Genomic DNA, 26,751 nt, shown 5'->3' with positions numbered 1-26,751 from the left:
ACTTTCTCGATGGCTGAATTTAAGCAAAAAAAAGCCCCTTCAGCAAGGGACTTCTATCATTGAGTTGACTGTTAGTCTTTTTTCTTTTTCTTAGCGCGGCGGCGCTGCATTAGGGTTGCAAATCCGATCGCTGCCCCTGATCCAAGAATCGTCATCGGCTCTGGAATTGGCTCTGTGGGACCGCCACCCCCACCACCGCCAGTACCGCCACCGCCGCCAGTACCGCCGCCGCCAATGTCGATCGGGGGAGAGGAATCGCCGCTGTCGCTATCGCCGCTCAGCCCAAGGGCTAATCCTGCAATTCCGCCTGCAATCAGGAGCGGTGTTAAGAATCCACCGCCACCGCCGCCAGCGATCGGCGCAACAGGGGGAATTTGAGCCACCGGAGGTGTCCCAGCACCTGATACCACAGGAGGGGGTTCACCCCCTCCAACGGGACAGGCAGTATCTCGCAGCCTCACAATAAAGTCATCATAGTCGCGGTCTTGTGCTGGACGGTTTCGCACAATTCTTGACCCCGTATCATCCCATCCAATCTGCATTCCTCCAGTTTGGCATAACTCCGTGATATTGCCTGTGAACCGAACGTGCTGTTCGGCGTTGGGATTTAAGCGATCGGTGGAATAGAGAATACCTGTAGGTCTGCCATTGAATGAAGACTCTAGGTAGAAAACGTAATCGTTATTCGGTTGGAATGTGTACTTCCCTCTGGGCTGGGGAACCGCATTTCCGGGAGTTCCGCTGAAGTCTTGCTGACTGCCGACATCATCAATTTTGGTAGACGGTCGGAAAATTGTTTCGGGATTATCCGAGGGTTTGGTTTCTATCAGCAGGGGCGTTTTCTCATTCGTGGTCAAGTTGATCACGCCGAACGTGGATTGATATGCGCCGTGAGACTCGACAAAATCGGTTTCTAAAGTTGCATTTCGATTGACTCGGATACCTTGGTTGCCGATCGACAGATCCGCAGCCCGTGCAGGCAGCACTAAACTGCTGGTTAACCATCCTAATGAGAGCGTAAATGCGATCGTGGTAAGACGATTTCTACGCCGATCCGGATTTTCAGGTGGAGTACAGCGGAATAAAGGCTGCCTCCTCACACACTGCCTTGAAGTAGGACTTTGTTCTGACACCATCTAAAGCTGACTCTATGAAAGGACTATGATTAACGCCCTGGAAGCGCTCGCTGCAATTCTCGCTGCAAGCTAAATCTGCCAAGGAGTCATGAGGAGCGCGACTTTAACTTCCGCTCAGTGTAAAAACGTTTGTGTAATAACAGCATCACCCTTGCGGAGGAGCGAAATTTTGGCGGGAATTATGTCGCTAGAAACATCCAAGTCAATCTGAGTAGCTAAATAGAGCTGGGCATCTCAAAGAGATGGGCCATTTGACCCATGCAATTCGTTTTAATTGCAGCCGATTGCTTTTGTGCAGCACTCCAACTCTGTAAGCGGCAATCGATCTGATTAGATCAGCTTCACCGCTGTTGTAAATGTTGGTCGAAGTATGCGGCTAATCAGCAATCCTGCATTTGATTACTCCTCACGCGGCTAATCTTTACACCCTGCATTTTCCGCGCTTACTGGAGCCCCAATGATTTCCTAAATTAGAACTGATACATCTCTCTTAACCTCTATCGAAGGGTAGGCATCCATTAGGGCTTAATCAGAAGTTTAGGCTTCCTCGCCAGCATGGTATGAACTGCGAACTAGCGGAGCCGATCGCACGTGAGAAAATCCCATGTCTTGTGCAATCTTGCCTAAACGCTCAAATTCGTCAGGATGCCAATATTTCTGCACTGGGAGATGCTCTAGCGATGGACGCATATACTGCCCGATCGTGACGCGATCGCAGCCGACCGTTCTTAGATCTTGCAGCGTTTCGATCACTTCTGCTTCCGTTTCTCCATGTCCCAACATCAAGCCAGATTTTGTCGGGATCGTGGGATCGAGTTCTTTCACTGTTTGCAAGACTCGGAGAGTGCGATCGTACTTAGCACCGCGTCGCACCGGAGCCTGTAGCCGCTTGATCGTTTCGATGTTGTGATTGTAGCAAGCGGGCTTTTCGGCCACGATCGTCGCGATTCGCTGCTGCTGTAAGGTTTCAGGTGAAGTGCCGTCTTGCCGTCCACCCCAGAAATCCGGAGTCAAGACCTCGATTTGAGTTTGTGGATTGATCACGCAAATCTGCCGCATCGTTTCCGCAAACCAACCCGCGCCTTGATCGGCTAAATCATCTCGCGCTACTGAGGTCAGCACGACATATCGCAATTCCAGAAGTTGTACCGATTCCGCAACTTTTCGGGGTTCCTCCGCATCGAGTGGCATCGGTGCGTGTCCTTTATCCACCTGGCAGAACGCGCACGATCGCGTACAGGTAGGCCCCATCAGTAAAAACGTGGCAGTCTTTTGGGCATAGCATTCTCCCCGATTGGGGCAGCGCCCTTCCTCACAAATCGTGTGAATCTGCCGCTGTTTAATAATTTGCTGCACCGTCGAAATTTCACTGGCATTCCCGATCGAACGGCGTAGCCAATCAGGCAGGGCAGAGACGATCGCACGACGCTCAGAAATTGCAGATCGATTCGTTTGGGGTGACATAAACAAGGGAATGCTAAGGGTCAGTTCGTTCTAAAGTTGGCGCAAGCCAGCAGCAAAAAATATGAAGTTTTTTGACCTATCGCCATTATAAGGGAGCAATTCAGCGGAGTCGGGTACTAAAGCCGTCCGTATTTCATCAAATCGAGTAACATTTAGCACGGAGTTTGCAGGATTGCGACCCTGCTTCTTTCTGTAATGATTCGATTAGGAGTGCAGTGAGGTTTCTATTGCATCGTTTTCCGGCGAATCTTCCCCGATTCAATTGCGATTTTCTAGATCACCCTAGAGGAGTTCAGTTGTGGCAAGTCACAAAGTCATAGTCATCGATGATAGCGCCGTGATTCGGAACATGGTGCGAGATATGTTGCCGAAAGGTAATTTTGAAGTGTTGGAAGCCAAGGATGGTTTGCAAGGAATTAACTTAATCCGGCAGGAGCGTCCGACGCTGATCATGCTGGATTTCTTGCTCCCTCGAATGAGCGGTTGGGAAGTTTATCAGCAAATCCAGGGTACCGCTGAACTGCAAACAATTCCTTTGGTGCTGATGTCCGGGCGCAAAGAAGAAGTAGCAGAGAAGCTACAAGAGCCGTTTGAGTATTTTGAGTTTGTGCAGAAGCCGTTTGACCAGAAGGGTCTAATTGAGGCAATCAAGGCTGCAATGGCAAAGGCGAAACGCCGTCCAGCGCCGTTGCCTTCGCCGCAAGCGCCTCCAGTTGCGACCGCGTCTGAAGCGGCTCAAATTGAAGCGCTGAATCAGAAAGTTGCAAAAATGCAGGCTGAGATTGATGGCTTGAAGAAGCAGATGGGTCAGCTCTTAACCTTTGTGAAGCAGAAGTTGAAGTAATCCCACATCTCTAAATACTCGCTACAGATTGGGGAACTGAGATAAGACAGTTCGCGATCGAGCAAACGATTTGAAGCGCTACAGCAGCAGAAACACCCTGCTACCGTAGCGCTTTTGCTTAGCTAAACTCTCTCTGGTTGACGTTACTGATCTGGAGTGTCCTTTCTGCGCCATCCGGGTTTGACAACTTGGCGGGCACGAGCGATCGCCAGACAATCGTTCGGTAAATCTTCGGTGATTGTTGAGCCTGCGGCAGTGGTGACATCTTCACCGATCGTAATGGGGGCAACCAAACAATTGTTGGAGCCAATTTTTGTACGATCGCCGATCGTGGTTGGGTATTTTTTCACGCCATCGTAGTTGACGGTAATCGTGCCTGCTCCGATATTGACGCGCTTGCCGATCGTGGCATTGCCCAAATACGACAAATGCGCTGCATTCGTTCGTTCGCCTAATTTCGAGTTTTTTAGTTCAACGAAATTTCCGACTCGGCAGCCTTCGCCGATTTCAACGGGCGATCGCAGATGCGAGTAGGGGCCAATCTGGGCGTTCGCGTGAATTACACTGCCCCTAACAACGGAAAACAACACGGTAACGTTTTCCCCGATCTGGCTGTCTTCGATTAAGCTGCCTGGACCGATCTGGCTCCCTGCTCGGATCACAGTATTCCCACGTAGGTGAGTTTGCGGCTCGATCGTTACATTCGCCTCAAGCTCGACCGTATCATCGATCGTCACGCTGGCTGGATCGATGATCGTCACGCCTTCCCTCATCCAGCGATCGCGAATCCGCGTTTGCAAAATCGAGTAAGCCTGAGCCAGTTGAGCGCGATCGTTAATTCCCAAAACTTCCCGATAATCCGCGATATCCACTACTGTAACTTTATCGAAATGGTTCACTGCATCAGTGATGTAATACTCCTTCTGCTGATTATTCGGGGTCAGTTTTGGAAGCACTTGAACGAGATCTTTCCAGCGAAAACAGTAAGCCCCCGCATTGATCCGGCGATTTTGTTTTTGCTTGATCGTGCAGTCGCGATCCTCAACAATCTCAGTCAGAATTTGATTCTCGTCACAAAACACGCGCCCATATCCCGTTGGATCAGGAACGTGAGCGGCAAGAAGCGTTGCGGCATTGCCTTTTGATCGATGAGTTTCGAGCAGCAAGGTCAGCGTTTCAGAACGCAAAAGCGGCAAATCGCCGTTTAACACAATCAAATCGTCATCGAATCCCTCAAGAAATGGGATCAACTGTTGAATGGCGTGTCCTGTTCCCAACTGCTCAGGTTGTTCAACAAACTCGATCGACTCCGGATACTCAGTGAGCGACTGACGGACTAACCCTGATTGGTAGCCCACAATCACCAATCGACGTGATGGCGCGATCGCGCTTGCGCTGCCTAAAACTCGCTCAAGGAGCGATCGGCTTCCCAAGCGGTGCAACACCTTGGGTAAATCCGATTTCATCCGCGTTCCACGACCTGCCGCCAGAATTGCAACCGCTACCATAGGTTTTTCAATCTCTCAATACGAGAGGGAGTATACCTTGAGTCGGTTTCATCGTTCACCCCTCGATCGAATCTGCTGAAGCACTTTATCGAATACATATAATCGCTTTAGGTTTTTTTCCTCGGCTCTGCGTCGGAATTCAAAGTTTCTCCAAAAATCCAGAGATTCAATCAAAGTCTCGATCGAACAGCGTTATGATCAAAAATCCCGGATACCCCATTCGTAATTCGTGATTGAGTCGTCTCAGATTGCCCTACCCTAGCCATGCGGTTCCGTCTTTAGCTCAATCGCACGACTAAAAATTACGAAACTCCGATCGACGAATTAAAGGAACAAGCACTGTGACGCATTCAAATTTTCTTGCTCAGTCCGATCCCGCTCTTGCTGAAATGCTGCAACAAGAACTGCAACGCCAGCGAGATCACCTAGAACTGATTGCCAGCGAAAACTTCACCTCTCCTGCGGTGATGGAGGCTCAAGGATCAGTCTTGACCAATAAGTACGCCGAAGGTCTCCCTTCAAAACGCTATTACGGTGGCTGTGAATTTGTCGATCGCGCTGAACAACTCGCAATCGATCGGGCAAAAGAACTGTTCGGAGCCGCACACGCAAACGTGCAACCCCACTCTGGTGCACAAGCAAACTTTGCCGTGTTTCTGACGCTACTCCAGCCCGGAGACACGATCATGGGCATGGATTTATCGCACGGTGGACACCTGACCCACGGATCGCCTGTAAACGTCTCTGGTAAGTGGTTTAACGTTAAACATTACGGCGTGAGTCAAACCACTGAGCGCTTAGACTATGACCAGATTCGGGAACTGGCGCTGGAACATCGCCCGAAACTGCTGATTTGTGGCTATTCAGCGTATCCGCGTGTGATTGAGTTCGAGAAATTTAGAGCGATTGCTGATGAAGTCGGAGCCTACTTGTTAGCCGACATCGCTCATATTGCAGGATTAGTCGCAACGGGACATCATCCAAGTCCAATCCCCTATTGTGATGTCGTCACGACCACCACCCATAAAACTCTACGCGGGCCTAGAGGCGGATTAATTCTCACTCGCGATGCCGAACTCGGTAAGCAGTTAGATAAAGCGGTCTTCCCCGGTAGCCAAGGCGGCCCCTTGGAGCATGTGATTGCGGGTAAAGCAGCCGCCTTTGGAGAAGCACTGAAGCCGGAATTTAAGACCTATTCAGGTCAAGTGATTGAGAACGCAAGAGCAATGGCAACTCAGCTTCAAAATCGCGGCTTCAAGCTAGTTTCTGATGGTACTGACAACCATTTGATGCTGGTGGATTTGCGATCGATCAACATGACCGGAAAAGTGGCAGATCAGCTCGTCAGTGGCGTGAACATTACCGCGAACAAGAACACCGTTCCATTTGATCCCGCTTCTCCGTTTGTCACGAGCGGTCTGAGACTGGGTTCGCCCGCGATGACCACACGCGGCATGGGCACAGCAGAATTCACGGAGATTGCGAATATCATCGCCGATCGCTTACTCAACCCCGAAGACGAAAGCGTTGCTCAAGATTGTCGTCGTCGCGTTGCCGCACTGTGCGATCGCTTCCCGCTTTACCCCCATCTCAGTGCCCAAGTTCCGGCGTTAGTGTAAAGCCTCGGTAATTTCCCTGATTCGTTTTCAAGACACAGACTATTGCTGTAAGGGCATCCACTGATGGATGCCTTTATTTCTGGGAATGGCATAGAACTAACTTCAGACAGATGATGATTTTGACAATAAATTTCTGAATGAAACAGAAAATATGGTTCATAATTCTTTGCTAAGGATTCTTGAATCTGTAGTAAACTCTGCCTGAAGCTTTTGTCCTTCCTACCTGCGATTTCTAATGCCGTTTTTTGCCGCATTTCTGATTTCATTCCTGGTTGTTCTTGTTGCAACCCCAATCATTAACCGTTTTGGTAAGCGCGTAGGATTGGTAGATCAGCCAAATCACCGCAAAGTTCATCAACGACCGATGGTTCGTCTCGGCGGCGTAGCGATGTTTCTGGGAGTGGTGATTGCTCTATTAATCGTTTGGTGGATAGGTGGCTTTGGACTGCTCAAACCGACGAAAGAATCAGAAGTTTGGGGCTTGGCGATCGGCGGGATTGCCTTCTTTTTGATTGGACTGGCGGATGATTTGTTCAATCTGTCTCCCAAAACTCGGTTGATTTTGCAGGTTGTAGTTGCGGGATTAGCTTGGGAGTCGGGGGTGCAGATTGATTTCTTAACCAATCCGATCGCAGGACTGGTTTCACTTCCAGAATGGGCAAGTTTGCCAATTACCGTCATCTGGCTCGTCGGCATGGCAAATGCAATTAACTGGATTGATGGACTCGATGGACTCGCAGCAGGCGTTTCAGGAATTGCTGCCTTTGTAATGTTCTGGACTTGCTTATTTATGCAGCAGCCCCAAGCAGCGCTGTTTGCGGCAGCACTTGCAGGAGCGACCTTCGGATTTTTGCGCTACAACTTCAACCCGGCTCAGATCTTCATGGGTGATGGAGGTGCGTATTTTATCGGCTTTATGCTGGCGGGGGTGGGTGTGATTGGCTTGGTGAAGAGCGTCACTACCGTTGCCGTGCTGCTTCCGTATGTGATTTTGGCAGTGCCCATTTTGGATATGTCGGCCGTAATTTTAGATCGCATTCGTCGCGGTAAATCCCCGTTTGTTGCCGATAAACGCCATCTGCATCACCGATTGCTGAAGGCTGGATTGTCGCAGCGTTTAGCCGTGCTGTTTATCTATTCGCTGACTCTATGGGCAGGAAGTTTGGCGATGGCAGTCTCCGGGATGCCGAGTGGAGTTGGATATGCGATCGCCGCGACTATCATCTTGAGCGTAACCAGTTGGCAAGTGTGGCGGACAGCAAGATGAATGCAGAAATTATCAGCGTTGGCACCGAACTGCTGTTAGGGAATATTCTCAACTCAAACGCTCAGTTTCTCGCTCAACAGTTCGCTGAACTCGGAATTCCTCATTATTTTCAAACGGTGGTTGGGGATAACCCGGAGCGTTTAAAGCAAGCGATTCAAATTGCCAGCGATCGTGCCAATTTGCTAGTGTTCACAGGGGGATTAGGTCCCACCCCGGACGATTTGACGACCGAAACGATCGCAGACTTCTTCTCAACGCCGCTGATTGAAAAAGCCGAGATTGTTGAAGACATTGCCGCAAAATTCGCTCAGCGTGGTCGCATGATGACCGACAACAACCGCAAGCAAGCGCTGATTCCCGAAGGTGCGGAAATTTTGCACAACCCGATCGGGAGCGCTCCCGGTATGATTTGGCGGCCGCGATCGCATCTAACGATCCTCACTTTTCCGGGTGTGCCTACTGAGATGAAGCGGATGTGGCATGAAATTGCAGTTCCGTATCTCAGACAGCAAGGCTGGGGAAAAGCAATTATTGTCAGCCGCACTTTGCGCTTTTGGGGAATTTCAGAATCGGCTCTGGCTGAGAAAGTTGGTACATTTTTCGATTTGCAGAATCCGACCGTTGCACCTTACGCCAACTACGGCGAAGTTAAGCTCCGAATTTCAGCTAAATCAGCCTCAGAGCAAGTAGCTCAAGAGTTAATTGCGCCTGTTGAACAGCAACTGCGGCAGATTGCGGACATTGATTGTTACGGAGCCGATGAAGAGTCGCTGGCATCAGTGGTGGGTGAACTTCTAAAAGAGCGACAAGCGACTCTGAGCGTCGCCGAATCTTGTACTGGAGGCGGTTTAGGGCAAATGCTCACCCGCGTTTCTGGAAGTTCTGCTTACTTTTGGGGCGGTGTGATTTCCTACGATAATTCAGTCAAAGAACGGCTTTTAGGCGTTGACCCAAAGGAGATCGCTACTCAAGGAGCGGTGAGCGCGATCGTGGCAGAACAAATGGCAGCCGGAGTGCGATCGCGTTTGGGAACAACCTGGGGAATTAGCATTACAGGGGTGGCTGGGCCCGGAGGCGGCAGCGACGAAAAACCCGTTGGACTGGTCTATATTGGCTTAGCGAACTCAGAAGGCACAACCAGTCAGCGCTATCTGTTTGGCGATCGTGGACGTGATTGGGTGCGTCAAGTCAGTGCTTGCAGTGCGCTCGACCAGCTTCGACGGATACTATTAAGCGGCGCTTAAGCTTTGTCGCTTGATTTTAATCTATCTTTCGGTATGATGAATGAATACTGATCTCCTAACTTGGGAGTCATGGTTTGGAAAAACTCCTTGCTAAAATCAGAGAGTGCTTAGGTACTTCTGACTTTAGTACCCTTAAACCCAATCAAAGGAGCCGTCTGACCGATGGATTATATTGAAAAGGTATTGGAAAAGCTCAAAGAATGGGCGCGACGTGTGATTGAGACTCTGATGGGTCCTGATGAAGAGCCAGAAGCGGAACTTATTCCAATTCCAGTTCCAGTGCGCGATCGCCACCGTTAGTCCTACACCCATGACGGGGTAAACAGCTTGAGCAGTATTTTGGTTCTCCACGGACCAAACCTTAATCTCCTGGGTAAAAGAGAGCCTGGGATTTACGGTGTGGTTACGTTGGAAGAAATTAATCAGCGCCTGAAGCAAGAAGCGCGATCGCTACAGGTTGAACTTACAGCGCTGCAATCGAATCATGAAGGTGTTCTAGTGGACGCGATTCAAGCGGCGCTTGGAGAACACCAAGGAATTTTAATTAATCCAGGTGCGTATACTCATACGAGCATGGCAATTCGGGATGCGATCGCTGCGGTCGATCTTCCGACGGTTGAGATCCACCTGAGCAATATTCATAAGCGAGAAGAATTTCGGCATCATTCCTATATTGCGCCCGTTGCGATCGGACAGATCTGTGGATTTGGAGCCGATAGCTACCGTTTGGGGTTACATGCGCTTGTACACTATTTGAGACAAGCTTAGTATGACTTTATGGAAGGCGCGGTACAGTTGGCGGTCAATGGAACATTGATGCGCGGCTTAGAACTAAATCAGAATTTATTGGCGCTTAATGCCCAGTTTTTGCGTGAGGATCAGACGGAACCGAGCTATCGGATTTGGTCGATTCACGATCGTCATCCGGCGATGCTGAAAGTGAAAGAAGGCGGAGTTGCGATCGCGGTTGAAGTGTGGGCGGTTCCGGCAAGTGGATTAGCAACTTTATTGGTGCAAGAGCCGCCTGGATTGTGTATTGGAAAAGTTCGGCTCGCAGACGGTACAGAGGTTTTAGGAGTTTTGGGTGAGCCGTTTTTGTGCGAAGGTCAGGTCGAAATCACGCAGTACGGTGGTTGGAGAGCGTATATCGAGAGTCAGTAAATGAACAACGCAAACGAATTTGTCGAAATCATGGCTGAAGCGGTTGGTTTGCCGATTCCAGCGGAGTACCGTGAGAGCGTGGTTGCCAATGTGGAACGCATTCACACGGTCGCGCAGTTGGTGCTAGAGTTTCCGTTACCCGAAGAAATCGAAGCCGCCCCGGTATTTGAACCATGAACATTCCTGACGCGACTCAAACCGCGATCGTCGTCCGCAGCCGAGAAGTCACCGCTAAATCGGTGACAGCCGCCGCCCTTGCTCAAATTGCAGAACACAACCAAACTTACAACTGCTTCACGACGGTTTTATCCGAGTCGGCGTTAGAAGCTGCCGATCGCATCGATCAAAAAATTGCTGCAGGAGAAGATCCAGGTGCGTTAGCAGGTGTTCCTTTTGCGGTGAAAGATCTGTTCGATGTCGCCGGAATTCCAACTTTCGCAGGCTCGAAAATTAATGCAGAGAAACCTCCAGCCACTCAAGATGCCGCGTTAATCAAACGCCTGAAGGGAGCGGGAGCCGTCTTGGTTGGAGCGCTCAACATGGATGAATTTGCTTACGGCTTCACCACCGAGAACGCGCATTACGGAGCAACTCGCAATCCGCACGATCTTGGTCGTAGCGCAGGCGGATCATCAGGAGGATCAGCCGCCGCGATCGCCGCCGGATTAGTTCCCTTTAGCTTGGGGTCTGATACGAACGGTTCGATCCGGGTTCCTGCGTCGTTTTGTGGCATCTTTGGGCTGAAACCAACGTATGGACGGCTATCGAGAGCGGGAGCCTATCCGTTTGTGGGCAGTTTGGATCATGTCGGCCCGTTTGCCCGATCGGTGCGAGATCTTGCCCTCCTGTTTGACGTGATGCAGGGGCATGATCCGAGCGATCCGGTTTGTACAGCGCGATCGCCGGAGTTCTGCTTGCCGGAGCTTTCTAAAGGTAGTGAGAGATTGAGGATTGCGATCGCGGATGACTATTTTGCCAGAGGCGGCGAACCAGAGGTGTTTGCTGCTGTCGAACAAGTTGCACAAGCGCTAGGCGTGACTCGTCGTATAACCTTACCCGCATCAGGGCAAGCGCGAGCCGCAGCCTTTGTGATTACGGCAACGGAAGGAGCAAATTTACATTTTGAGGAGCTACGCACCCGACCGCAGGATTTTGACTTTGCCGTGCGCGATCGGCTGCTTGCAGGGGCATTAGTGCCGGGACACTGGTACGTACAAGCGCAGCGATTTCGGCAGTGGTTTCGCGATCAAGTTCGCGAAATTTTTCAAGAAGTGGATATTATTTTGGCTCCGGCGACTCCCTGCGCTGCACCCCGCATCGGGCAGCAAACGATGACCTTAGACGGGCAGGAAATGTTAGTGCGTCCGAATTTGGGGATGTTTACTCAGCCGTTGTCGTTTATTGGGTTGCCGATCGTTTCGGTTCCGGTCAAGCGATCGGGACTACCGCTCGGTGTCCAAATCATCGCGGCTCCATATCAAGAAGCGCTAGTGCTGCGGGTTGCGGCAGAGTTAGAGGCGAAGGGAATCGTTGAGGCTCCGGTCGTCGATCGTTAACTCTTTCAACAATCTTGATCAGAGAATTCAGCGAACAGGTATCTATGGATCTTGTGAATTGTTTCGATTTAGCAAGATTCAGGAGAAAAACGTTGCTTTACTCAACACTACTTGCCACAATGCCCCGAACCGTCGAATGGACACCTGCGGTTGGCTTGGTCATGACGCTGTGCTGTTTGTTTTCGGTTGCGATCGGACGCTTCGCGATCAAAAATCGCGGCGTGGGTCCGAAATTGCCGCTCGATTCTCCCGCTTTGTTTGAAGGGTTTGGAGTTCCTGAACTGCTTGGAACCATGAGCTTTGGTCATGTCCTTGGTGCAGGTGTGATTCTTGGACTTAGTAACGCTGGCGTTTTGTAGATAGAGGAGGACCGTGTATGCAAAAGCTGTGTATACACGGTTTATATACCTTGTGAAACTTCATTCCAGAGTGCAGTGGTTTGCCTCAAACTTAAGTACGTGCCGTTGCCCAAAATTAGGTGATCTAAAATCGGGATGCCAAGGAATCGAGCGCCTTCGAGTAATTGACGGGTCAGGGCGATGTCTTCGGTACTAGGTTCAGTGTTTCCAGACGGATGATTATGCGCGACGATCGCTCTCGTTCCCCCTTGCCGAATCACTTCTCGAAAAATTTCGCGGGGGTGGGCTAACGTCTCGGTTGCAGTGCCGATCGTAATTACCTGTGTTGCAATCAGCTGATTTTTCACGTCTAGAATCAAAACTGCAAATCGCTCTGTGGTTTGCCACATCAATTCGTGGCTGAGCGCAGCAGCAGCAACATTTGGATCATCAATCACAGTTTTTTCCGGTGGGCGGGATTGATACACTCGTTTGCCAAGCTCGATCGCCGCTAAAATTGTCGTCGCCTTTGCCGTTCCCACTCCTGGAACTTTTGTCAGTTCTGCAATACTCACCTCACGTAGCGCACTCAGAGGATCGCGCTCATGCTGACTTAGTTCCTTGAGGATGTACTGCCCCAATCCAACGGCTGAGAGCTTTCCTGAACCCGTGCTGAGCAAGATAGCTAAAAGCTCTGCCGTTGAAAGTGTTCTTGCACCTTGGGCGATCAGACGTTCGCGCGGACGTTCACTCTCTGGAAGATCAGCAATGCGGAGCGAATAAGTCATAAAGTGGGAAAAAGTGTTCGTTTCTCAATTAATCCCTTCTAGCAAATGCAGCGCAACACCGCAGAACGCGCGATAATTTGCTCAGAAAAAATCATAAATTGGATATGTGGAACGCAAGGTTAATTTCCGGTGTGGTTTGTGGAAGTGTCGCGATCGTCACCTATGCTCAAGCCGCGAATGCAGCCCGATCGCAAGACTATTCCCCAGCACAATTTATCTCTGTGCTGAATGGACTGGGCTATGCGGTGCAGTTGGATGCTCCGATCACTGATCCACGGGTTCAGCAGGCGATTCGAGACTTTCAAGTCCAGTACGCTTTACCTGTGGATGGAACGTTAAACAATCCCACGCAAGACAAAGCAGCGGAGATTGTACGATCGCTGCAATCTGGCTTAAATCGTGTCGTAAAACCCTCTCCCCAACTTCCGGGAAGTCAGTTCTACGGCAGGCAAACTGAAGCGGCAGTCAAACAATTTCAGCAGCAAAATCGCTTACCTATCACGGGAACTGCAACGCTAGAAACACGGCGGCGATTAAATGCCATTCTCAACGATGAAGATCCTCTCACCCCTCCGACCACTCCCTCAACACCTACGACTCCTACGATTCCTGCTGAACGATCGCAGTTGAGCATCTACACTGAGCCTCAAACCAAAGCAATTTTGGCTGGGTTTGGGTATGACATTAATCCGCAAGCACCGCTCGGTGATCCCGCAACGGTGCGGGCAATCCGGGATCTTCAGAGACTGTATGGGCTTTCTGAAACGGGTGCGATTAATCGCGACACTGAAGAGCAGTTGTCTAGAGTCATGCGAAATCTACGCAACAATCTGAAGCTGATTTTGAGAAGTAACTTTGCGATCGCTCAATATTACGATGCTGCGACTCGTGCCGCAGTTGAACAATTTCAGTCTCGTTACAGCTTGAGAGTAAACGGAATTGCTAGCTTAGCCGTCCGCAGCCGAATTGATGCCGAGGCACGCAGAATCAGGAGCCGGTCATAAACTTTCTAGATATTCCAGCAGGTCTGCCATCTCTTGGGGACTGGGCTGGAACTTGGGCATTGGAGGCGTTTGTCCGCTGATCACCTGCTCGATCAAGCGAGTACGCGACTTGCGACTAGAGACATTTTTCAAACTCGGCCCCACTTTGCCATCTGCCATGATTCCGTGACAACCTGCACAGTTAATTTGAAAGATGGCATGACCCTGGATGGCATCCCCTGGAATCGAGAGAACTTCCTGCACATAGGGATCAGTTCGATGAAGTTGGTTTGCACCCAGAAGCGACAGCACGATCGCAAAACACACGACGAGCAAGATCGTGAGTAATTTTTGGGGCGACCCTTCAGATTTGACAAGCTGCTGGTTCAAAAGAGGATTCTATAAAAGGACTGTAAAATTTGTTCACTCATATACTAAACAGACTTTAACAAATTTCAGCTCCTCCTGCCGCAGCAAATTCTGTAATCTTGCCAAAAAAATCTTGTGATTCGGTTGATGTACAAGGGTTGCTCTATGTGGAGCGGACAAGAACGGCTAAGATAATAGATAACGAGACCTTCATGATTTAAGTTTCAAAATCTTACGAACCGAGGAGATTCAAACATGGTTGAGCCAATTTTGCTGGGTATTGTGTTGGGACTTGTGCCCGTTACCTTGGTGGGTCTGTTTGTTGCTGCTTACACGCAATATCGTCGCGGCAATCAACTGAACCTCTAATTTCATTGTGTTACTCGTACCCTGCCCTGGAAAGTATTTTCTAGGGCAACTTTTTTTAGACGGCATTGTCATACGATCGACAAATGGGCTGAGTAGATTGCAGGAAAGTATTTTTTAGAGGAGTGTCTAAGATGCTGGACTTGCCGCTTAAGTCTCTTGTCGCCCAAGCGCTGCATACGCTCTATCACAACGTCGATTGGATGGGCTGGAATCTGTTTCTTGCCGTCATTCCGCTAGTCCTGAGTGTATTGTTATTTCGGCAGGTGCAGGTTGGCAATTCGACCCTAACTTTGCCGGGTGGTGCGATCGAGCGTCGGCATCGCTCTCCCCTGTGGTGGTTTGGGGTTGCGGTATTCATTGCCTTTCTGCCGAATGCGCCTTATATTCTCACGGATATTATTCATTTTGTCAGGTGGGTGCGGGCGGGTTCGTCGATCTGGACGGTTGCACTGGTTTATGTGCCGCTCTTCTTTTTGTTTCTTTTCGCGGGGTTCGAGGCGTATGTGATGTCGCTGCTGAATGCGGGGTACTACCTGAAGCAGCGAGGACTGAGACGATATATTTTCCCGGTTGAACTATCGATTCATTTACTGAGCGCGATCGGGATTTATCTAGGACGATTTCTGCGGTTTAATAGCTGGAACCTGCTGACGAATTGGCATGATGTTGTCGATAGCGTATTTGATGCTATGTTTGCAAAGGAACCATTGATGACAATGGTGTTAACATTCATCATTCTCACGGCGCTTTATGCGTTGCTGAAACCTGCTCATTTTGCATTGTCAGACTACTGGAAACTTCGTCCGAAGCGGGAGCGACGGGATTTCGTAATTCCTCACTCTTGAAGCGTAGTTAAACGCAGTGATGGAATACTGCGATGATGAGCATTCGGGCGATTGCTTTAGTGGGTTTGGGAGTGTTAGGATTTGTGGGGTTGCCAGTTCGAGCGGAAGTATTGACAAAGACAGTACAGCAACGAGAGGTGAAAGCTGAATTGTCATATGAACAGACTTCAACCGATGGCTTTCCCCAAGTCAAGAATGTGCGATTGAAGATTCAGCGATCGGGACAGACTGTATTTGATCAAGCGCCAAAGATTTCTGAGTACGATCGTCCGATGGTTTCGTTTGGGATGAATGAGCGCGATCGTGGGTTTGTCGTGCAGGATTTGAATGGTGATAAAGACCCCGAAGTGATTGCAGATATGTATACAGGTGGGGCGCATTGCTGTGAGTATTCATTGATTTATCAGTACGATTCTGCTCAGAAGCAGTATGTGGAATCGCAAGCATATTGGGGCAATTTGGGCTATCAACTGCGCGATCTTGATCAGGATGGCAAAACGGAATTTTATAGTGCGGACGATCGTTTTGCTTATGCGTTTACGAGCTATGCAGCTTCGGCGTTTCCGGTTCAGATTTGGCGATTTGACAATGGAAAAATGGTCGATGTGACGCGGCAATATCCGAAGCTGATTTACAGCGATGCTTACAAACTGTGGCAGGGTTATCAGCAAGTAAGAACAGAGAAGGACGCTGAGGTCAAAGGGATTCTGGCGGCTTATTTGGCGGATAAGTATTTGCTTGGGCAGCAAGAGGATGGCTGGAATCGGGTGAGGGCGGCGTATCGGGAGAGCGATCGAGAGAAGTTTTTCAGCGATCTGCGGGAGTTTTTTAAGAAAACGGATTACGAGAAGTAAGCGGCATTGAAGAAAGGTTAGTTCGCTGGGTGTTGGCTTCGTTGCGATCGGCTTCTGCCCCCTAAATCCCCCACGAGTGGGGGACTTTGAACTGAGGCGGAATTTGTCGTATCGAGTAATTGGGATGAAGTTAGGGATTAACGAGACTCACTCGCTGAACTTTCTGCTTGAATATGCTCCGCCAGCCTGATTTTCGTTGATCGATCGATTGAGGCGACTTGTTCCAAAGCGTTTCGTAGAAGAAGAACGACATTCCCGCATAACCTTGATCTCGAACGGCTTTGACTTGTCGTTGGAGTTCATCGATCGGGCGCGGGGTGCTGGACAATCCACTTAAAATACCGATCGCGGTTGGGATGTGATCGCGGGCAGCACGTAAGGTTTTCCAAGTGTTGGGATTGATGCGATCGTCGAATTTCTGCCCCTGAAAATAGATTTGCGGGACCACTTCTTCGATCAGTCCTGCTTGTCGCCACTTGTCCCAATCGACTAGAAAGTTTTCGTAGGCGTAAGGCAGATCGAGTGGTGAAAGCGAGATCAGAACGTTGTTTTTCCGAGCTTTGACGGTTTGAAACAGTTTAGCTAAGAAAGCCTGGAGTTTGTTCGATCGCCATCTCGACCATTCTGGATCTTGAGCATTATCAGGCGGGGCTTTTCCGTTGTGTTCTTGCTTGTAAAGATTCACAGTGTAATCGTCATAGCCGAATGCAACGGGTAAGCCAAAGTGATCATCAAACTGAATGCCATCGACATCGTAGTTATCAACAACTTCGGTCACTAGATTGAGAATGAATTGTTGAACTTCTGGTTTAAAGGGATTAAACCAGACGGGAATCTGAACACGATCGAGCGCAGCGGCTTCGTAATCGGTTGATCCGTCGCGCTTTTGTGTCCACCAGTCGCGATGTTTTTGCGCCAGTTCCGAATCTTTAGGAGCCATGAATCCGAACTCAAACCAGGGAATGACAGCCATTCCTTTCTGGTGCGCTTCGGTGATCATTTCTTTGAGCATATCCCGGTTTTGCAGCCCTGCTGCGACTGGGCGCGGGTCGATCGCAAGTCCAACATCTCGCTTCATCACTTGGCTTGGATAAAGCGTATAGCCCCAGTTCCAAACGGTTGGATAGAGTGTATTGAAGTTCAATAGCGCAAGTTCGTTGACTGCATTGCTCAACTTACTCTGATCGAACAACACATCACTATCAATGTTGGTTAACCAAACGCCGCGAATTTCTCTTGCTTGTCGTTCAGGGTTTGGAAGATAGCGATCGCTGATCAAGCCTTTGGTGTCGGATCGAGCTTGGCAGAGGAACGCTGCAATTTCGCCACGGGTTGCAGTTCGATTGGGGTTGAGGCGTTGAGCATTGGGAAAGTTGACTGCGATCTTGCGCTCGGTTGTGGCTGCGATCGCGCTTTTCGCATAGTTCGGAATGTCTTGAAGATCTGAAAATGTTTTGTTTGTTAGCTCAATTTCATTGGTCGGTTTAAGCTTTAATCCGTTGGCTAGTGCGGTTAAGGCTTGTACTCTAGGAATTTCTAGATTGGGTCGAAAGGTTCCGTCTTCAAAGCCGGAGAAAAAGTTCGATCGATACGCTTTTTGAATGGCATCTTGCGCCCAGAAATTTGCGGGTACATCTCGGAATTGAATCGGTGCGCGGGTGGGAGCACTCATTTGGTCTGGAAAAGCATTCACGACCATTGCAGCAAACTGCGATCTCGTCACTGAATCATCCGGTCGAAACTGATTGTTCGGAAATCCACGAATGATTGATTTTTGCGACAGAGATTCAATGCACGATCGCGCCCAATGGTTTTGAATGTCGGTTAATTTTGTCTGAGAAAAAGCTGAAGGTGCGATCGTTAACACAACAATTAACAATCCAAGAATCCAAGCGCGTCGCATAACTCACCTCGTAATGCCCGTCAAATACCATCGCATTTGTGCAGCGCGATCGAGCGGTTTTTTTGCATTTTGTTATGGATTATTGGATGCAAATTCGATCGAGAATGTTCAAAAAATCTTGAACAATAATTTCTGTATTCCCAGCGGTTAGAACTGGAACATGAACGAAGATACAGTGTTGATTTAGGCTTTCTAAATGTTTAAGAACACAGTAATACAGATAATTGCACACAAAATTGCCAGCATCGTGGCTGATTTCGGTAGCGATCGTCGATTCCATCAAGTGCTTCAAATCAAGGCGCGATCGTAGAATTTCACTCTGAAACTTACCATTTGATTCAAGTGATAAACATCGTCGAGATTCTGCCATTCCGCAACAGATCGTAACGTCGGGTTGAATCTCATTAATTTTCTCGATCGTTTGCTTCGGTGCAAGTTCAAAATCAACCGGAAGCTGTCTGAGAAAATGGCAATTTGGATGAAAGCTTCCGCGATCTAGAATGACCTGAATCAAATCATCTGAAGCATTCGATCGCTGATGCTTCATCCAGGTTGTAAATGAAGTCAATAGGATTTTCATCTAGAATTTAGAGACCAGACTAGAGGATTGAAAGATGCCGACGATCGCTGTTGTCGATTATGACATGGGGAATTTGCACTCTGCTTGTAAAGGATTAGACAACGCAGGTGCAACCACGCTCATTACGGATTCTGCCAAAGAAATTGAGCAAGCCGATGCGGTAGTGCTTCCTGGTGTAGGTTCCTTCGATCCAGCCGTTCAGCATTTACGATCGCGGGATCTCGTACAACCGATCAAAGCTGCGATCGACAGTGGTAAACCGTTTTTAGGCATTTGTTTAGGATTGCAAATTCTATTTGAATCGAGCGAAGAAGGTAAAGAACCCGGATTAGGCATTGTTCCTGGAACCGTAAAACGCTTTCATCCTGAACCTGGATTAACGATTCCGCACATGGGCTGGAACCAGCTTCAATTCACACAACCAGATTGTTCTCTGTGGCAGAACTTAGGCGCAGATCCTTGGGTGTATTTTGTGCATTCTTACTATGTTGAACCGAGCGATCCAAGTGTGCGTGCAGCAACAATCACGCATGGAACACAGACGGTTACAGCCACGATCGCTCGTGAGAATCTGATGGCTGTTCAATTTCACCCAGAAAAATCTTCAACGGCTGGATTACAGCTTCTATCGAACTTTGTTCAGTTGGTGAATCAACGTCAGCTATTAAAGCTATGAGCTTACGAATCTACGGCAATCGACCTCTAAAAACTCTTCCAGGTCAAGACACTCGCCCGACTTTAGCAAGAGTGCGCGAGGCAGTGTTCAACATCTGGCAAGGGTCGATCGAGGGGTGTTGCTGGCTAGATCTTTGTACAGGTAGCGGCTCAATGGGAGCCGAAGCTTTGTGTCGAGGAGCTTCACTGGTGATTGGGATCGAACAATCTGCGCCCGCTTGCCGCATCATTGAGCAAAATTGGAAACAAGTTGCTCAATCGGAGCAGTCTTATCAAGTGTTGCGTGGAGATGTGGTCAAACGGTTAGCGAATCTATCTGGGCAACAGTTCGATCGCATCTATTTCGATCCGCCTTACGATAGTCAATTGTATGTTTCGGTACTGAGCGCGATCGCAACACTCAATCTACTTGCTCAAGACGGTGAACTGGCAGTCGAACATCGTCCGGGTGCTACCTTTGACATTCCTTTAACGATTGTTCGTCAAAAACGATACGGTAACACTGCACTCACGTTCTATCAAACATCATGACTTGGAAATCTCCGTTTATTGCTTTTCTAGCGCTGACTGTTGCCGCGCCTGCAATGGCGCTTCCACCCCCGGAAGACCAACCCGAAGAAGTAGCACGGACAGAAATCATCACAGAAGCACGATCGCCGATTGATAACAAGCCATTAAACGCTGCGGAATATGCCGCGCTGCAAACTCAACTTCAGGAAGGTCAGCCTGTAAATCCACGCGATCAAGTTTCGCCGCAAGTGAGAAGAACGATCGGACTTCTGCGCCTGCGAAGATTCATCAAAACTGTCTTCCCCTTTATCCCAATCCGGTAGCATATCTATTCTGGCTTTGCTGGATTTGCCGAATGAATTGTTCCTGAGTGCGGGCAGGTTCTTTGCAGCTTAAACCCTGACAAACGAGCGCGATCGCATCCTCCGGTAATGTCTCCATCACTCTGAATGCGGTTGTGGGTAGATACTGCGTCTCTAAGGTTGCAATTCGATCGACTGTACTCCGAATTAAGGTTTGATTACGGAACCAATCGAGTGCAGTAAACAAGGTTGGACAAGCCGAGGGCGATTGTTCCATTACACTGGCAAACGCTTGTAAGGTTTGTTCGGCACGATCGAAGTAATCTAAGTTCTCAGTTAGCAACGATAAGCGGACTAAGTTCGCGATCGCAATTCCATTGGCAGAAGGGGTAGCATTGTCTACATAGCTTCTTTCTCGAATCAGTAAGTCTCGACTGGCATCTTTAGCAGTGTTGTAATAACCGCTTAATCCATCGCTCCAAAGATACTGATCAAACTCCGCTTGAATCCGAATGGCTTCAGCTAACCAATCAATTTGATTTTCCGGCGCTTCGGATTGAATGCTCCGGGTGACTTGATGCAAATCTAACAATGCTTTGATGAATAATGCGAAATCTTCGGACTGTGCGAGAACCTCAACTGAGCCATTGTAGTTAATTCGATGAAAGCGATCGTTGATCCATTGATTCTGCAAGATGAATGTTGCAGCTTGAGTGGCTAATTCTAATGCTTCTAAATCGCGGAATACTGCGTACGATCGCGCCAATCCCGAAATCATTAAGCTATTCCAAGCAACAATCATTTTTGTGTCGGTGACGGCTGGAATTCGACCTGACCACGCAATGGATTTCGCTTCTTCAGCGTCTCGCGCAGGCGGAAAGGTTTCACCGATGCAAGCGCCATATCGAAGTTCAAATAACTTATAGAATGCAGTCTCTACAGTGTCCGAGAGCTGACCGGGATGCTGACGCTGAAGCACGATTTTCCCTTCAAAGTTGCCTCTAGGCTTGATCGTGAATTGTTCTGAAAGGGCGGTCAATTCTTCAGAAGAGAGCGATCGCTGTAATTCGTCATAGCTCCAAACATAGAATGCTCCTTCTTCGGGTTCTGCATCTTCGGGAGTGACAAAACTATCTGCATCTTGTGCCGCGTAGAAATATCCTTCCGGTGCAGTCATCTCACGTTTGAGCCATTGAACGGTTTTAACGATCGCTCTTTCAAAGGCTGGCTCTTGTACTCCCGATGCCCAGAGATTTGCAAGATACTCAGCAATCTGCCCGTTGTCATACAGCATCTTTTCAAAGTGCGGAACTGTCCAAGTCGGATCAACCGTGTAGCGATGAAAACCGCCCGCAACCTGATCAAAAATGCCACCGAGCGCAAGGTCTAATCCGCGCCGTGTAGTCGCTTCGCGAGCATTGTATCGCTCAAACCCAAACCGCACCGCATGAAGCGCCGCATCTGCATAGGGAATCATCGGAAATCGCGTTCCCGGCATCTGGGCTGAAACAATTCCGGTACTGTATTCCAACCCATCTTTTAACAATGCTTCACTCAGTGTTTGAGTCGGAAGCAGCACCGAGTTCTGTAAGTTCGTCAAAATCTCGGCTTTTACGGCATCCAATCGAGCACGATCGTCATCATACAATCGCCGCAAAGTCTGCAACACATGCAGAAATCCGGGTCTACCGTACTTTGCATCAGCTGGAAAGTAAGTTCCACCATAAAACGGTGCAAGATCATCCGGTGTCAGAAAGATGTTTAAGGGCCAGCCCCCTTGCCCCGTCATCATCTGAAGCGCCTGCATATAAATGCTATCAATATCCGGACGTTCCTCGCGATCGACCTTAATCGGCAAATAGTTCTGATTGAGATACTCGGCGATCGTCGGGTCTGAAAACGCTTCTCCCTCCATCACCGTACACCAGTGACAAGAAGAGTAACCGATTGATAAAAAGATAATCTTATTGTCGCGGCGGGCTTGCTCGATCGCGTCATCGCCCCACGCCCACCACCCGATTGGATTATAAGCATGTTTCCGCAAATAAAGACTCTGAGCTTGAATTAAACGATTTGGCATAGGAAAAGAAAAAGTTCATACTGATTCCATTCACCTTAGCGACCTTGAAGCCGTTTCTCAACTGCTCAGAGTCTTCAGCCTGCTAGAACGAGAACACCGTCCGAATCACACCCACCACAACATCTTCATTATTGGTATTGAAGTCAGGATTCGTCACCCAAATGACTCCCGGTGTAATCGAAATGTTGTCATTGATGCGATGGCGGTAAAACGCTTCTAAGTGCAAGGAGTTACTGCGATCGCGAAACCCTAGATCACTGCGCGTTAATTTCGGCTCTTGTCCCACAAACAATCCGCCCAAATTACCCTTCTTAAACAAATCAGGAAACGCCAGCGTCACCGCCCAGTTCCAGACATCCCCTCTACCTTGCCCGATGTAATTGTGATTCGCATAGCCAACCCAACCGCCTAGTGCAAAGTTCGGAGAAACCTGGAAGGTTCCAGAAATCCCATACGCATTAATGCTAACCGGACCACCAAAGTTACTATTAGCTAAATTACTACCCGTCGCACTGAGGTTAAACGGATCATCCGGTTGAAGATCTGCCCCAAACGGAGCATACGCATTAATGTAAGTAAAACCAATGCGAGAACTAGGACTTAGGTTCAAGATAACTTGCGCCAAGGCCCCATATTGACCATTGAATAAACCACTCTTATTCGCTGGATTTGCAGCATTGGGCACTAGATAACCTAAATTCACCTCAGCCGCTGTTCCAATCCGATGCCGAATTCCAAACCCTGCACCAAACGAATAGTTATAAATAGGATTCCGCAGCCCAAACAGAGAAACAGCACCCCCGTCAAAATAAGGATTAAGCTGAGACGACGCATCTAAATCAACAAATCCGTTTCCTGTCCCTGCAAGAAACGCATCGGTATTCTCGCCTAAAGGAAATCGATAGCGCAGCAGTGCAAGTCCAACCTGTCCGCCGCTATCTCCATCAAACTCAACCCGTCCCATATTCGTGCCCAACACACCTAAACCGCGAATCCCTGTCGGGCTGGTTGGGTCTTGGGCAGTTTGACCCAGCGGTGTTACATTGTTCGCCTGAAGCCGCGTTGTGAGCAAATCTCGACCCGTAAAGCTGGTATTGAGGTTTAATCGTACCCGATAAGATAACGTGGGATTGCGTTCAGCCCTGGTACTCGTGATCGCATTATCGCCTGCCAAAACGCTGATTGCAGCGACGATCGCTTCACCTTGCAGCTTCGTTGTGACTGAGAATTGCTGGCGTTCTAAAGTCGTTGTGCGAGCTTCCAAAGCATCCACACGTCCCCGAATGGTTGCAAGCTCTACCGCAAATTGTTCTTGTAATTTTTGCAGTGTGGCAAGATCTTCTTTTTTAACTAAATCCGCTGTAGAAGCGGCAATCAGTTCATTGACTCGATTGAGACAAGCATTCAATCCTGCTGCAAACTCAAAGCGGGTTAATGCCCGATTGCCGCGATAAGTACGATCGGGATACCCTGCAATACAACCATACCGCTCAACTAGAGATTGGAGTGCCTGAAATGCCCAATCTGTCGGGCGCACATCCGAAAGCTGTGAGACAGAAGTGACTTGATCTAAACTATTTTGAATTTGTGGATTTGCAGGAACAATCTCAGGTTCAGCCGCACGAACGCTCAAAGGTGCAAGCAGTAAAGAACTCGCCGCGATCGTCACCAAACAGGTAAATGAAGCGAATTTCATTCGTCATTCCTCACTATATTCATAGATGCAGACCTCGCATTGCTACGAAGCCAAAACACTGAAGCTCAAAAATTACTAAAGCTGAAGCTCACGTCCTGAGAAGCGGGAGTTATGAATCGTTCAAATCCTTAGCTAGAGCCACACTACTGGTCTCTGTTCTTAGCTCTCGACTGTCTAAAGACTGAGAAATCAAAGATTTAATCAATTGCAACAATTGATCGTTTCAGCATTCGTCGTAACGTTGCGTTTCTGCACGGTCTGGCAATACGCTAAGCTGAAGTAAAGTACCCGATCGGGTGAATTTAACCGGGGGTTTTCTTATGGCTCTTCTGCGTTTTGTTCTGCTCTGTGCGATCGTTGGGTTTGGTGTAATCTTCGCGCTCTCGAACTGGGGCGTGTCGATGTCGCTTGTATTCCTCGGGGTTCCGTCGCCTAGTTTGCCGTTACCCATCTGGATCGGCGGTGCGATCGGACTAGGTGCTGCGACAACGCTGATTGTTACGGCGCTGTTTGGACTCACTGGATTTACGGCGCGGCGCTCTGAGCGCAAAGGCACCCGACCTCAATCGACCGGCTTTGCCTACACGGAAACGCCGCGTAACACTGCACCCCGCACCCCTGATGCGGACGATTGGTTTAGCGACGATGGCGACGATTGGGCAACTGAACCCAAAAATCGATCAGAGCGAGACTTTGAAACCAGACAGGAACCCACCTCGACCACGCGATCGGGTTCGACGTATTCCTACACCTATCGCGAAGCACCAGAACCGAAAAAGCCGGATGTCGTGGACGCAGACTACCGTGTGATTCGCCCCCCGGTACGAAAGTTAGATGAGGATGAACAGTAATGCTAAACGGGGTGAGTGTGTTTCTGATTGGCATGATGGGGGTTGGCAAAACCACGATCGGACAACTGCTGGCAAAACAGCTCGATTATGAGTTTCTTGATGTCGATCAGTTTATTGAGCAGGCAACCGGACAGACGGTGAGTGCGATTTTTGCCGAGTCAGGAGAAGCAATTTTTCGCCAACTCGAAACGGCTACCTTGGCGCAAGTTTCGGCACGGTTGCGGCGAGTCGTGGCAACAGGCGGCGGAATTGTGCTGGCACAGGAAAATTGGAGCTATCTGAAGCATGGGGTGATTATCTGGCTCGATGTTCCAATAGAACAGTTGCGGGAACGGCTCAGCCAAGATACAACGCGACCTTTGCTGCAGAACCAGGATCTCACGGCTCGATTAACGCAGCTTGCGGATGAACGTCGATCTCGCTATGCCCAGGCGGATATTCACATTCAGGTCATGCCGGATGAAACTCCAGAGCAGGTTACAGCACGGGTGATTGCGGCGATCGCTCAAGCCTGTGAGCAGAAACGCCAAATCGATCAATCGGTGCAACGGTTGAATCAGGAAATGCCGTTTCACATGAACTCGTAGGCGATTTTAGGGTAGGCGATTTTAGAAAGGTGTTAGCGTCGAGCCAAACGGGACATTAGCCAACTGTGCAAACCTAACATGACGATCGCTAACGGCAACATCAATGCAGGAATGATTCCAATCCCTGCTTGATTTGCAACCCAACCGACTCCTGTAGGAATCGTCGCCGCTCCGACACTGCCCATACTGGCAAGTAAACCGATCGCCGTTGGAACCATTGCTCGATCGACTCGTTGCGGTGTCAACCAAATCATTGCGGGAAAGATGATTGCCAGCCCAAATCCTAAAACGGGCAGAATAAGCCATGCGCTCGGTATTTGCCACCAAATCAGCAAGCCCACAATCAGCAATAGCAGTGAAAACACGATCGTGCGATTTGCACCCAATCGATTCATCAATTGACCAAAGCTCAAGCGCCCGATCGTCAGCCCCACCCAATAGCCCGACACGCTGTATCCTGCAATCTGTGTCGAAATGCCTCGACCGACGTGTTGCACAGTATAGGCCCAGTTCCCGATCGAGACCTCAGTTCCCACATAGATTAATAACAACAATGCAGAAACAATCACGATCGGATTTCTGAGCGCGGCGGCAAAGTTCGATCGAGCGGTCGTCTCACCAGTAAAGCGCTGCTGTAAAGGGGAATATTGGTGTAGAACTGCCCAAAGCATTCCTACAATTGACACGCTCACAATCCCTGCAATCACAGCGTAAATTTGTCGCCAATGCACTCCAAACGTGAGAAATGCGGTTGCGATCGCAGGCCCCGAAAGTGCGCCAATTCCATAAAACGCATGAAGCAATCCCATCAAATTAGCATTCTGTTGCTCATGTGCAATAAACGTATTACCGCCTGCATCAATCAATCCAATCCCAAACCCTAACAGTGATCCTGTTGCAATCATGACAATCCATTGCGTCGTGGAAGCATAAAGGCTTAATGCACTGGTCAGTAAGAGCAAGCCGAGCAGAATTGTCTTTGCTAAACCGAATCGATGGGTTAGAAAACTGCTAGCTGTGGCTGCGATCGCATACCCTGACACCTGGCTAATAAACAAAAATGTCACTGTTGCAGGTGTGAGACTGTAAGTTTCGAGAATTGATGGCAGAATCACACCTAATCCACCTTCTGCAATCCCGATCGCAACAAACGAATAAAAGATGAGCGCAACACCAATCCACAATCGATCGTTCAATCGTGAACGCGGTTTCGATCGCACAG

At 49.1% G+C, this 26,751-nt stretch carries 29 protein-coding genes; 19 read left to right on the top strand and 10 right to left on the bottom strand.

Features of this window, described 5'->3' with window-relative positions; genetic code table 11:
* Nucleotides 1–71: 71 nt before the first annotated feature.
* Nucleotides 72–1,136, bottom strand: a complete 1,065-nt coding sequence (locus NC980_RS03765) for a PEP-CTERM sorting domain-containing protein (protein WP_190379787.1) — start codon at nucleotides 1,134–1,136, stop codon at nucleotides 72–74.
* A 537-nt stretch (nucleotides 1,137–1,673) separates the two neighbouring features.
* Nucleotides 1,674–2,600: a lipoyl synthase gene (gene lipA, locus NC980_RS03760; RefSeq protein ID WP_190379786.1), complete on the bottom strand. Its 927-nt coding sequence runs from the start codon at nucleotides 2,598–2,600 to the stop codon at nucleotides 1,674–1,676.
* A gap of 298 nt (nucleotides 2,601–2,898) precedes the next feature.
* Between lipA and NC980_RS03755 the strand changes: the two genes are divergently transcribed.
* Nucleotides 2,899–3,444 carry a response regulator gene (locus NC980_RS03755; RefSeq protein WP_190379785.1) on the top strand — a complete coding sequence of 182 codons (546 nt, stop codon included), beginning with the start codon at nucleotides 2,899–2,901 and terminating at the stop codon, nucleotides 3,442–3,444.
* A 143-nt stretch (nucleotides 3,445–3,587) separates the two neighbouring features.
* Here the strand turns inward: NC980_RS03755 and glmU are convergent, their stop codons facing one another.
* Nucleotides 3,588–4,952, bottom strand: a complete 1,365-nt coding sequence (gene glmU / locus NC980_RS03750; RefSeq protein WP_190379784.1) for a bifunctional UDP-N-acetylglucosamine diphosphorylase/glucosamine-1-phosphate N-acetyltransferase GlmU — start codon at nucleotides 4,950–4,952, stop codon at nucleotides 3,588–3,590.
* 323 nt (nucleotides 4,953–5,275) lie between these two features.
* Between glmU and glyA the strand changes: the two genes are divergently transcribed.
* From glyA to psaK, 9 genes are all read left to right on the top strand, one after another.
* The gene (gene glyA / locus NC980_RS03745) at nucleotides 5,276–6,571 is read left to right on the top strand and encodes a serine hydroxymethyltransferase (RefSeq protein ID WP_190379966.1); all 1,296 of its coding nucleotides are present in this window, start codon (nucleotides 5,276–5,278) and stop codon (nucleotides 6,569–6,571) included.
* A gap of 235 nt (nucleotides 6,572–6,806) precedes the next feature.
* Entirely contained in the window at nucleotides 6,807–7,838 is a 1,032-nt protein-coding gene (locus NC980_RS03740) for an MraY family glycosyltransferase (RefSeq protein WP_190379783.1), read from the top strand.
* Nucleotides 7,820–9,082 (top strand): competence/damage-inducible protein A, encoded by a 1,263-nt coding sequence (locus NC980_RS03735; RefSeq protein WP_190379965.1) that lies wholly within the window; start codon nucleotides 7,820–7,822, stop codon nucleotides 9,080–9,082. The genes NC980_RS03740 and NC980_RS03735 overlap by 19 nt, the downstream gene beginning before the upstream one ends.
* Nucleotides 9,083–9,244: 162 nt before the next feature.
* On the top strand, nucleotides 9,245–9,382 hold the full coding sequence (locus NC980_RS03730; RefSeq protein WP_190379782.1) for a hypothetical protein: 138 nt from the start codon (nucleotides 9,245–9,247) through the stop codon (nucleotides 9,380–9,382).
* A 27-nt stretch (nucleotides 9,383–9,409) separates the two neighbouring features.
* Nucleotides 9,410–9,850, top strand: a complete 441-nt coding sequence (gene aroQ, locus NC980_RS03725) for a type II 3-dehydroquinate dehydratase (protein WP_190379781.1) — start codon at nucleotides 9,410–9,412, stop codon at nucleotides 9,848–9,850.
* A gap of 9 nt (nucleotides 9,851–9,859) precedes the next feature.
* Entirely contained in the window at nucleotides 9,860–10,243 is a 384-nt protein-coding gene (locus NC980_RS03720; RefSeq protein WP_190379780.1) for a gamma-glutamylcyclotransferase, read from the top strand.
* Nucleotides 10,244–10,420, top strand: a complete 177-nt coding sequence (locus tag NC980_RS03715; RefSeq protein WP_190379779.1) for a DUF4089 domain-containing protein — start codon at nucleotides 10,244–10,246, stop codon at nucleotides 10,418–10,420. It abuts the gene before it with no gap.
* Entirely contained in the window at nucleotides 10,417–11,799 is a 1,383-nt protein-coding gene (locus tag NC980_RS03710) for an AtzE family amidohydrolase (RefSeq protein ID WP_190379778.1), read from the top strand. The genes NC980_RS03715 and NC980_RS03710 overlap by 4 nt, the downstream gene beginning before the upstream one ends.
* A gap of 92 nt (nucleotides 11,800–11,891) precedes the next feature.
* Nucleotides 11,892–12,158: a photosystem I reaction center subunit PsaK gene (psaK, locus tag NC980_RS03705; protein ID WP_242027245.1), complete on the top strand. Its 267-nt coding sequence runs from the start codon at nucleotides 11,892–11,894 to the stop codon at nucleotides 12,156–12,158.
* Between the two features lie 41 nt (nucleotides 12,159–12,199).
* Here the strand turns inward: psaK and radC are convergent, their stop codons facing one another.
* Complete coding sequence (gene radC, locus NC980_RS03700) at nucleotides 12,200–12,925, bottom strand: DNA repair protein RadC (RefSeq protein ID WP_190379776.1); 726 nt, start codon at nucleotides 12,923–12,925, stop codon at nucleotides 12,200–12,202.
* A 104-nt stretch (nucleotides 12,926–13,029) separates the two neighbouring features.
* Here radC and NC980_RS03695 point away from each other — a divergent pair, with 104 nt between their 5' ends.
* Nucleotides 13,030–13,929 carry a peptidoglycan-binding domain-containing protein gene (locus NC980_RS03695; protein ID WP_190379775.1) on the top strand — a complete coding sequence of 300 codons (900 nt, stop codon included), beginning with the start codon at nucleotides 13,030–13,032 and terminating at the stop codon, nucleotides 13,927–13,929.
* Here NC980_RS03695 and NC980_RS03690 read toward each other — a convergent pair.
* Complete coding sequence (locus NC980_RS03690) at nucleotides 13,924–14,298, bottom strand: cytochrome c (RefSeq protein ID WP_190379774.1); 375 nt, start codon at nucleotides 14,296–14,298, stop codon at nucleotides 13,924–13,926. The genes NC980_RS03695 and NC980_RS03690 overlap by 6 nt on opposite strands.
* A 234-nt stretch (nucleotides 14,299–14,532) precedes the next feature.
* Between NC980_RS03690 and petG the strand changes: the two genes are divergently transcribed.
* The 3 genes from petG to NC980_RS03675 all read left to right on the top strand — a co-directional run bounded on the left by petG (nucleotide 14,533) and on the right by NC980_RS03675 (nucleotide 16,345).
* Nucleotides 14,533–14,646 carry a cytochrome b6-f complex subunit V gene (petG, locus tag NC980_RS03685; protein ID WP_190379773.1) on the top strand — a complete coding sequence of 38 codons (114 nt, stop codon included), beginning with the start codon at nucleotides 14,533–14,535 and terminating at the stop codon, nucleotides 14,644–14,646.
* A gap of 131 nt (nucleotides 14,647–14,777) precedes the next feature.
* On the top strand, nucleotides 14,778–15,491 hold the full coding sequence (locus NC980_RS03680) for a DUF1361 domain-containing protein (protein WP_242027244.1): 714 nt from the start codon (nucleotides 14,778–14,780) through the stop codon (nucleotides 15,489–15,491).
* Between the two features lie 32 nt (nucleotides 15,492–15,523).
* On the top strand, nucleotides 15,524–16,345 hold the full coding sequence (locus NC980_RS03675; RefSeq protein WP_190379772.1) for a hypothetical protein: 822 nt from the start codon (nucleotides 15,524–15,526) through the stop codon (nucleotides 16,343–16,345).
* Nucleotides 16,346–16,475: 130 nt separating this feature from the next.
* On the opposite strand, the gene NC980_RS03670 is transcribed toward NC980_RS03675, so the two are convergent.
* Both NC980_RS03670 and NC980_RS03665 read right to left on the bottom strand, forming a co-directional pair.
* Nucleotides 16,476–18,248 (bottom strand): family 10 glycosylhydrolase, encoded by a 1,773-nt coding sequence (locus NC980_RS03670; protein WP_190379771.1) that lies wholly within the window; start codon nucleotides 18,246–18,248, stop codon nucleotides 16,476–16,478.
* Nucleotides 18,249–18,327: 79 nt separating this feature from the next.
* Nucleotides 18,328–18,828 carry a peptidase C15 gene (locus NC980_RS03665; protein WP_190379770.1) on the bottom strand — a complete coding sequence of 167 codons (501 nt, stop codon included), beginning with the start codon at nucleotides 18,826–18,828 and terminating at the stop codon, nucleotides 18,328–18,330.
* Nucleotides 18,829–18,862: 34 nt separating this feature from the next.
* On the opposite strand from NC980_RS03665, the gene hisH reads away from it, so the two are divergent.
* Genes hisH through NC980_RS03650 form a run of 3 tightly spaced genes read left to right on the top strand, consistent with a single transcriptional unit; the run spans nucleotide 18,863 to nucleotide 20,336 of the window.
* Nucleotides 18,863–19,504, top strand: coding sequence for an imidazole glycerol phosphate synthase subunit HisH (gene hisH, locus NC980_RS03660; RefSeq protein ID WP_190379769.1), 642 nt, complete (start codon nucleotides 18,863–18,865; stop codon nucleotides 19,502–19,504).
* Nucleotides 19,501–20,034: a 16S rRNA (guanine(966)-N(2))-methyltransferase RsmD gene (gene rsmD, locus NC980_RS03655; protein WP_190379768.1), complete on the top strand. Its 534-nt coding sequence runs from the start codon at nucleotides 19,501–19,503 to the stop codon at nucleotides 20,032–20,034. Before hisH ends, rsmD begins: the two co-directional genes overlap by 4 nt.
* A complete protein-coding gene (locus tag NC980_RS03650; RefSeq protein ID WP_190379767.1) occupies nucleotides 20,031–20,336 on the top strand; it encodes a hypothetical protein in 306 nt (101 codons plus the stop codon). The genes rsmD and NC980_RS03650 overlap by 4 nt, the downstream gene beginning before the upstream one ends.
* Here NC980_RS03650 and NC980_RS03645 read toward each other — a convergent pair.
* Both NC980_RS03645 and NC980_RS03640 read right to left on the bottom strand, forming a co-directional pair.
* Nucleotides 20,320–22,395 carry a thioredoxin domain-containing protein gene (locus NC980_RS03645; protein WP_190379766.1) on the bottom strand — a complete coding sequence of 692 codons (2,076 nt, stop codon included), beginning with the start codon at nucleotides 22,393–22,395 and terminating at the stop codon, nucleotides 20,320–20,322. The genes NC980_RS03650 and NC980_RS03645 overlap by 17 nt on opposite strands.
* A gap of 82 nt (nucleotides 22,396–22,477) precedes the next feature.
* Nucleotides 22,478–24,091: an iron uptake porin gene (locus NC980_RS03640; RefSeq protein ID WP_190379765.1), complete on the bottom strand. Its 1,614-nt coding sequence runs from the start codon at nucleotides 24,089–24,091 to the stop codon at nucleotides 22,478–22,480.
* 320 nt (nucleotides 24,092–24,411) lie between these two features.
* Here NC980_RS03640 and NC980_RS03635 point away from each other — a divergent pair, with 320 nt between their 5' ends.
* Together NC980_RS03635 and NC980_RS03630 are read left to right on the top strand one after the other, a co-directional pair.
* The gene (locus NC980_RS03635; RefSeq protein ID WP_190379764.1) at nucleotides 24,412–24,942 is read left to right on the top strand and encodes a hypothetical protein; all 531 of its coding nucleotides are present in this window, start codon (nucleotides 24,412–24,414) and stop codon (nucleotides 24,940–24,942) included.
* On the top strand, nucleotides 24,942–25,529 hold the full coding sequence (locus NC980_RS03630; RefSeq protein ID WP_190379763.1) for a shikimate kinase: 588 nt from the start codon (nucleotides 24,942–24,944) through the stop codon (nucleotides 25,527–25,529). Before NC980_RS03635 ends, NC980_RS03630 begins: the two co-directional genes overlap by 1 nt.
* A 32-nt stretch (nucleotides 25,530–25,561) precedes the next feature.
* Here NC980_RS03630 and NC980_RS03625 read toward each other — a convergent pair whose 3' ends face one another.
* Nucleotides 25,562–26,749, bottom strand: coding sequence for an MFS transporter (locus tag NC980_RS03625; RefSeq protein ID WP_190379762.1), 1,188 nt, complete (start codon nucleotides 26,747–26,749; stop codon nucleotides 25,562–25,564).
* Nucleotides 26,750–26,751: the final 2 nt, after the last annotated feature.

Origin of the sequence: Leptolyngbya sp. AS-A5, assembly GCF_039962495.1 — a bacterium.
Lineage (GTDB): Bacteria > Cyanobacteriota > Cyanobacteriia > Leptolyngbyales > Leptolyngbyaceae > Leptolyngbya.
This window is presented reverse-complemented; position numbering and strand designations above follow the sequence as displayed.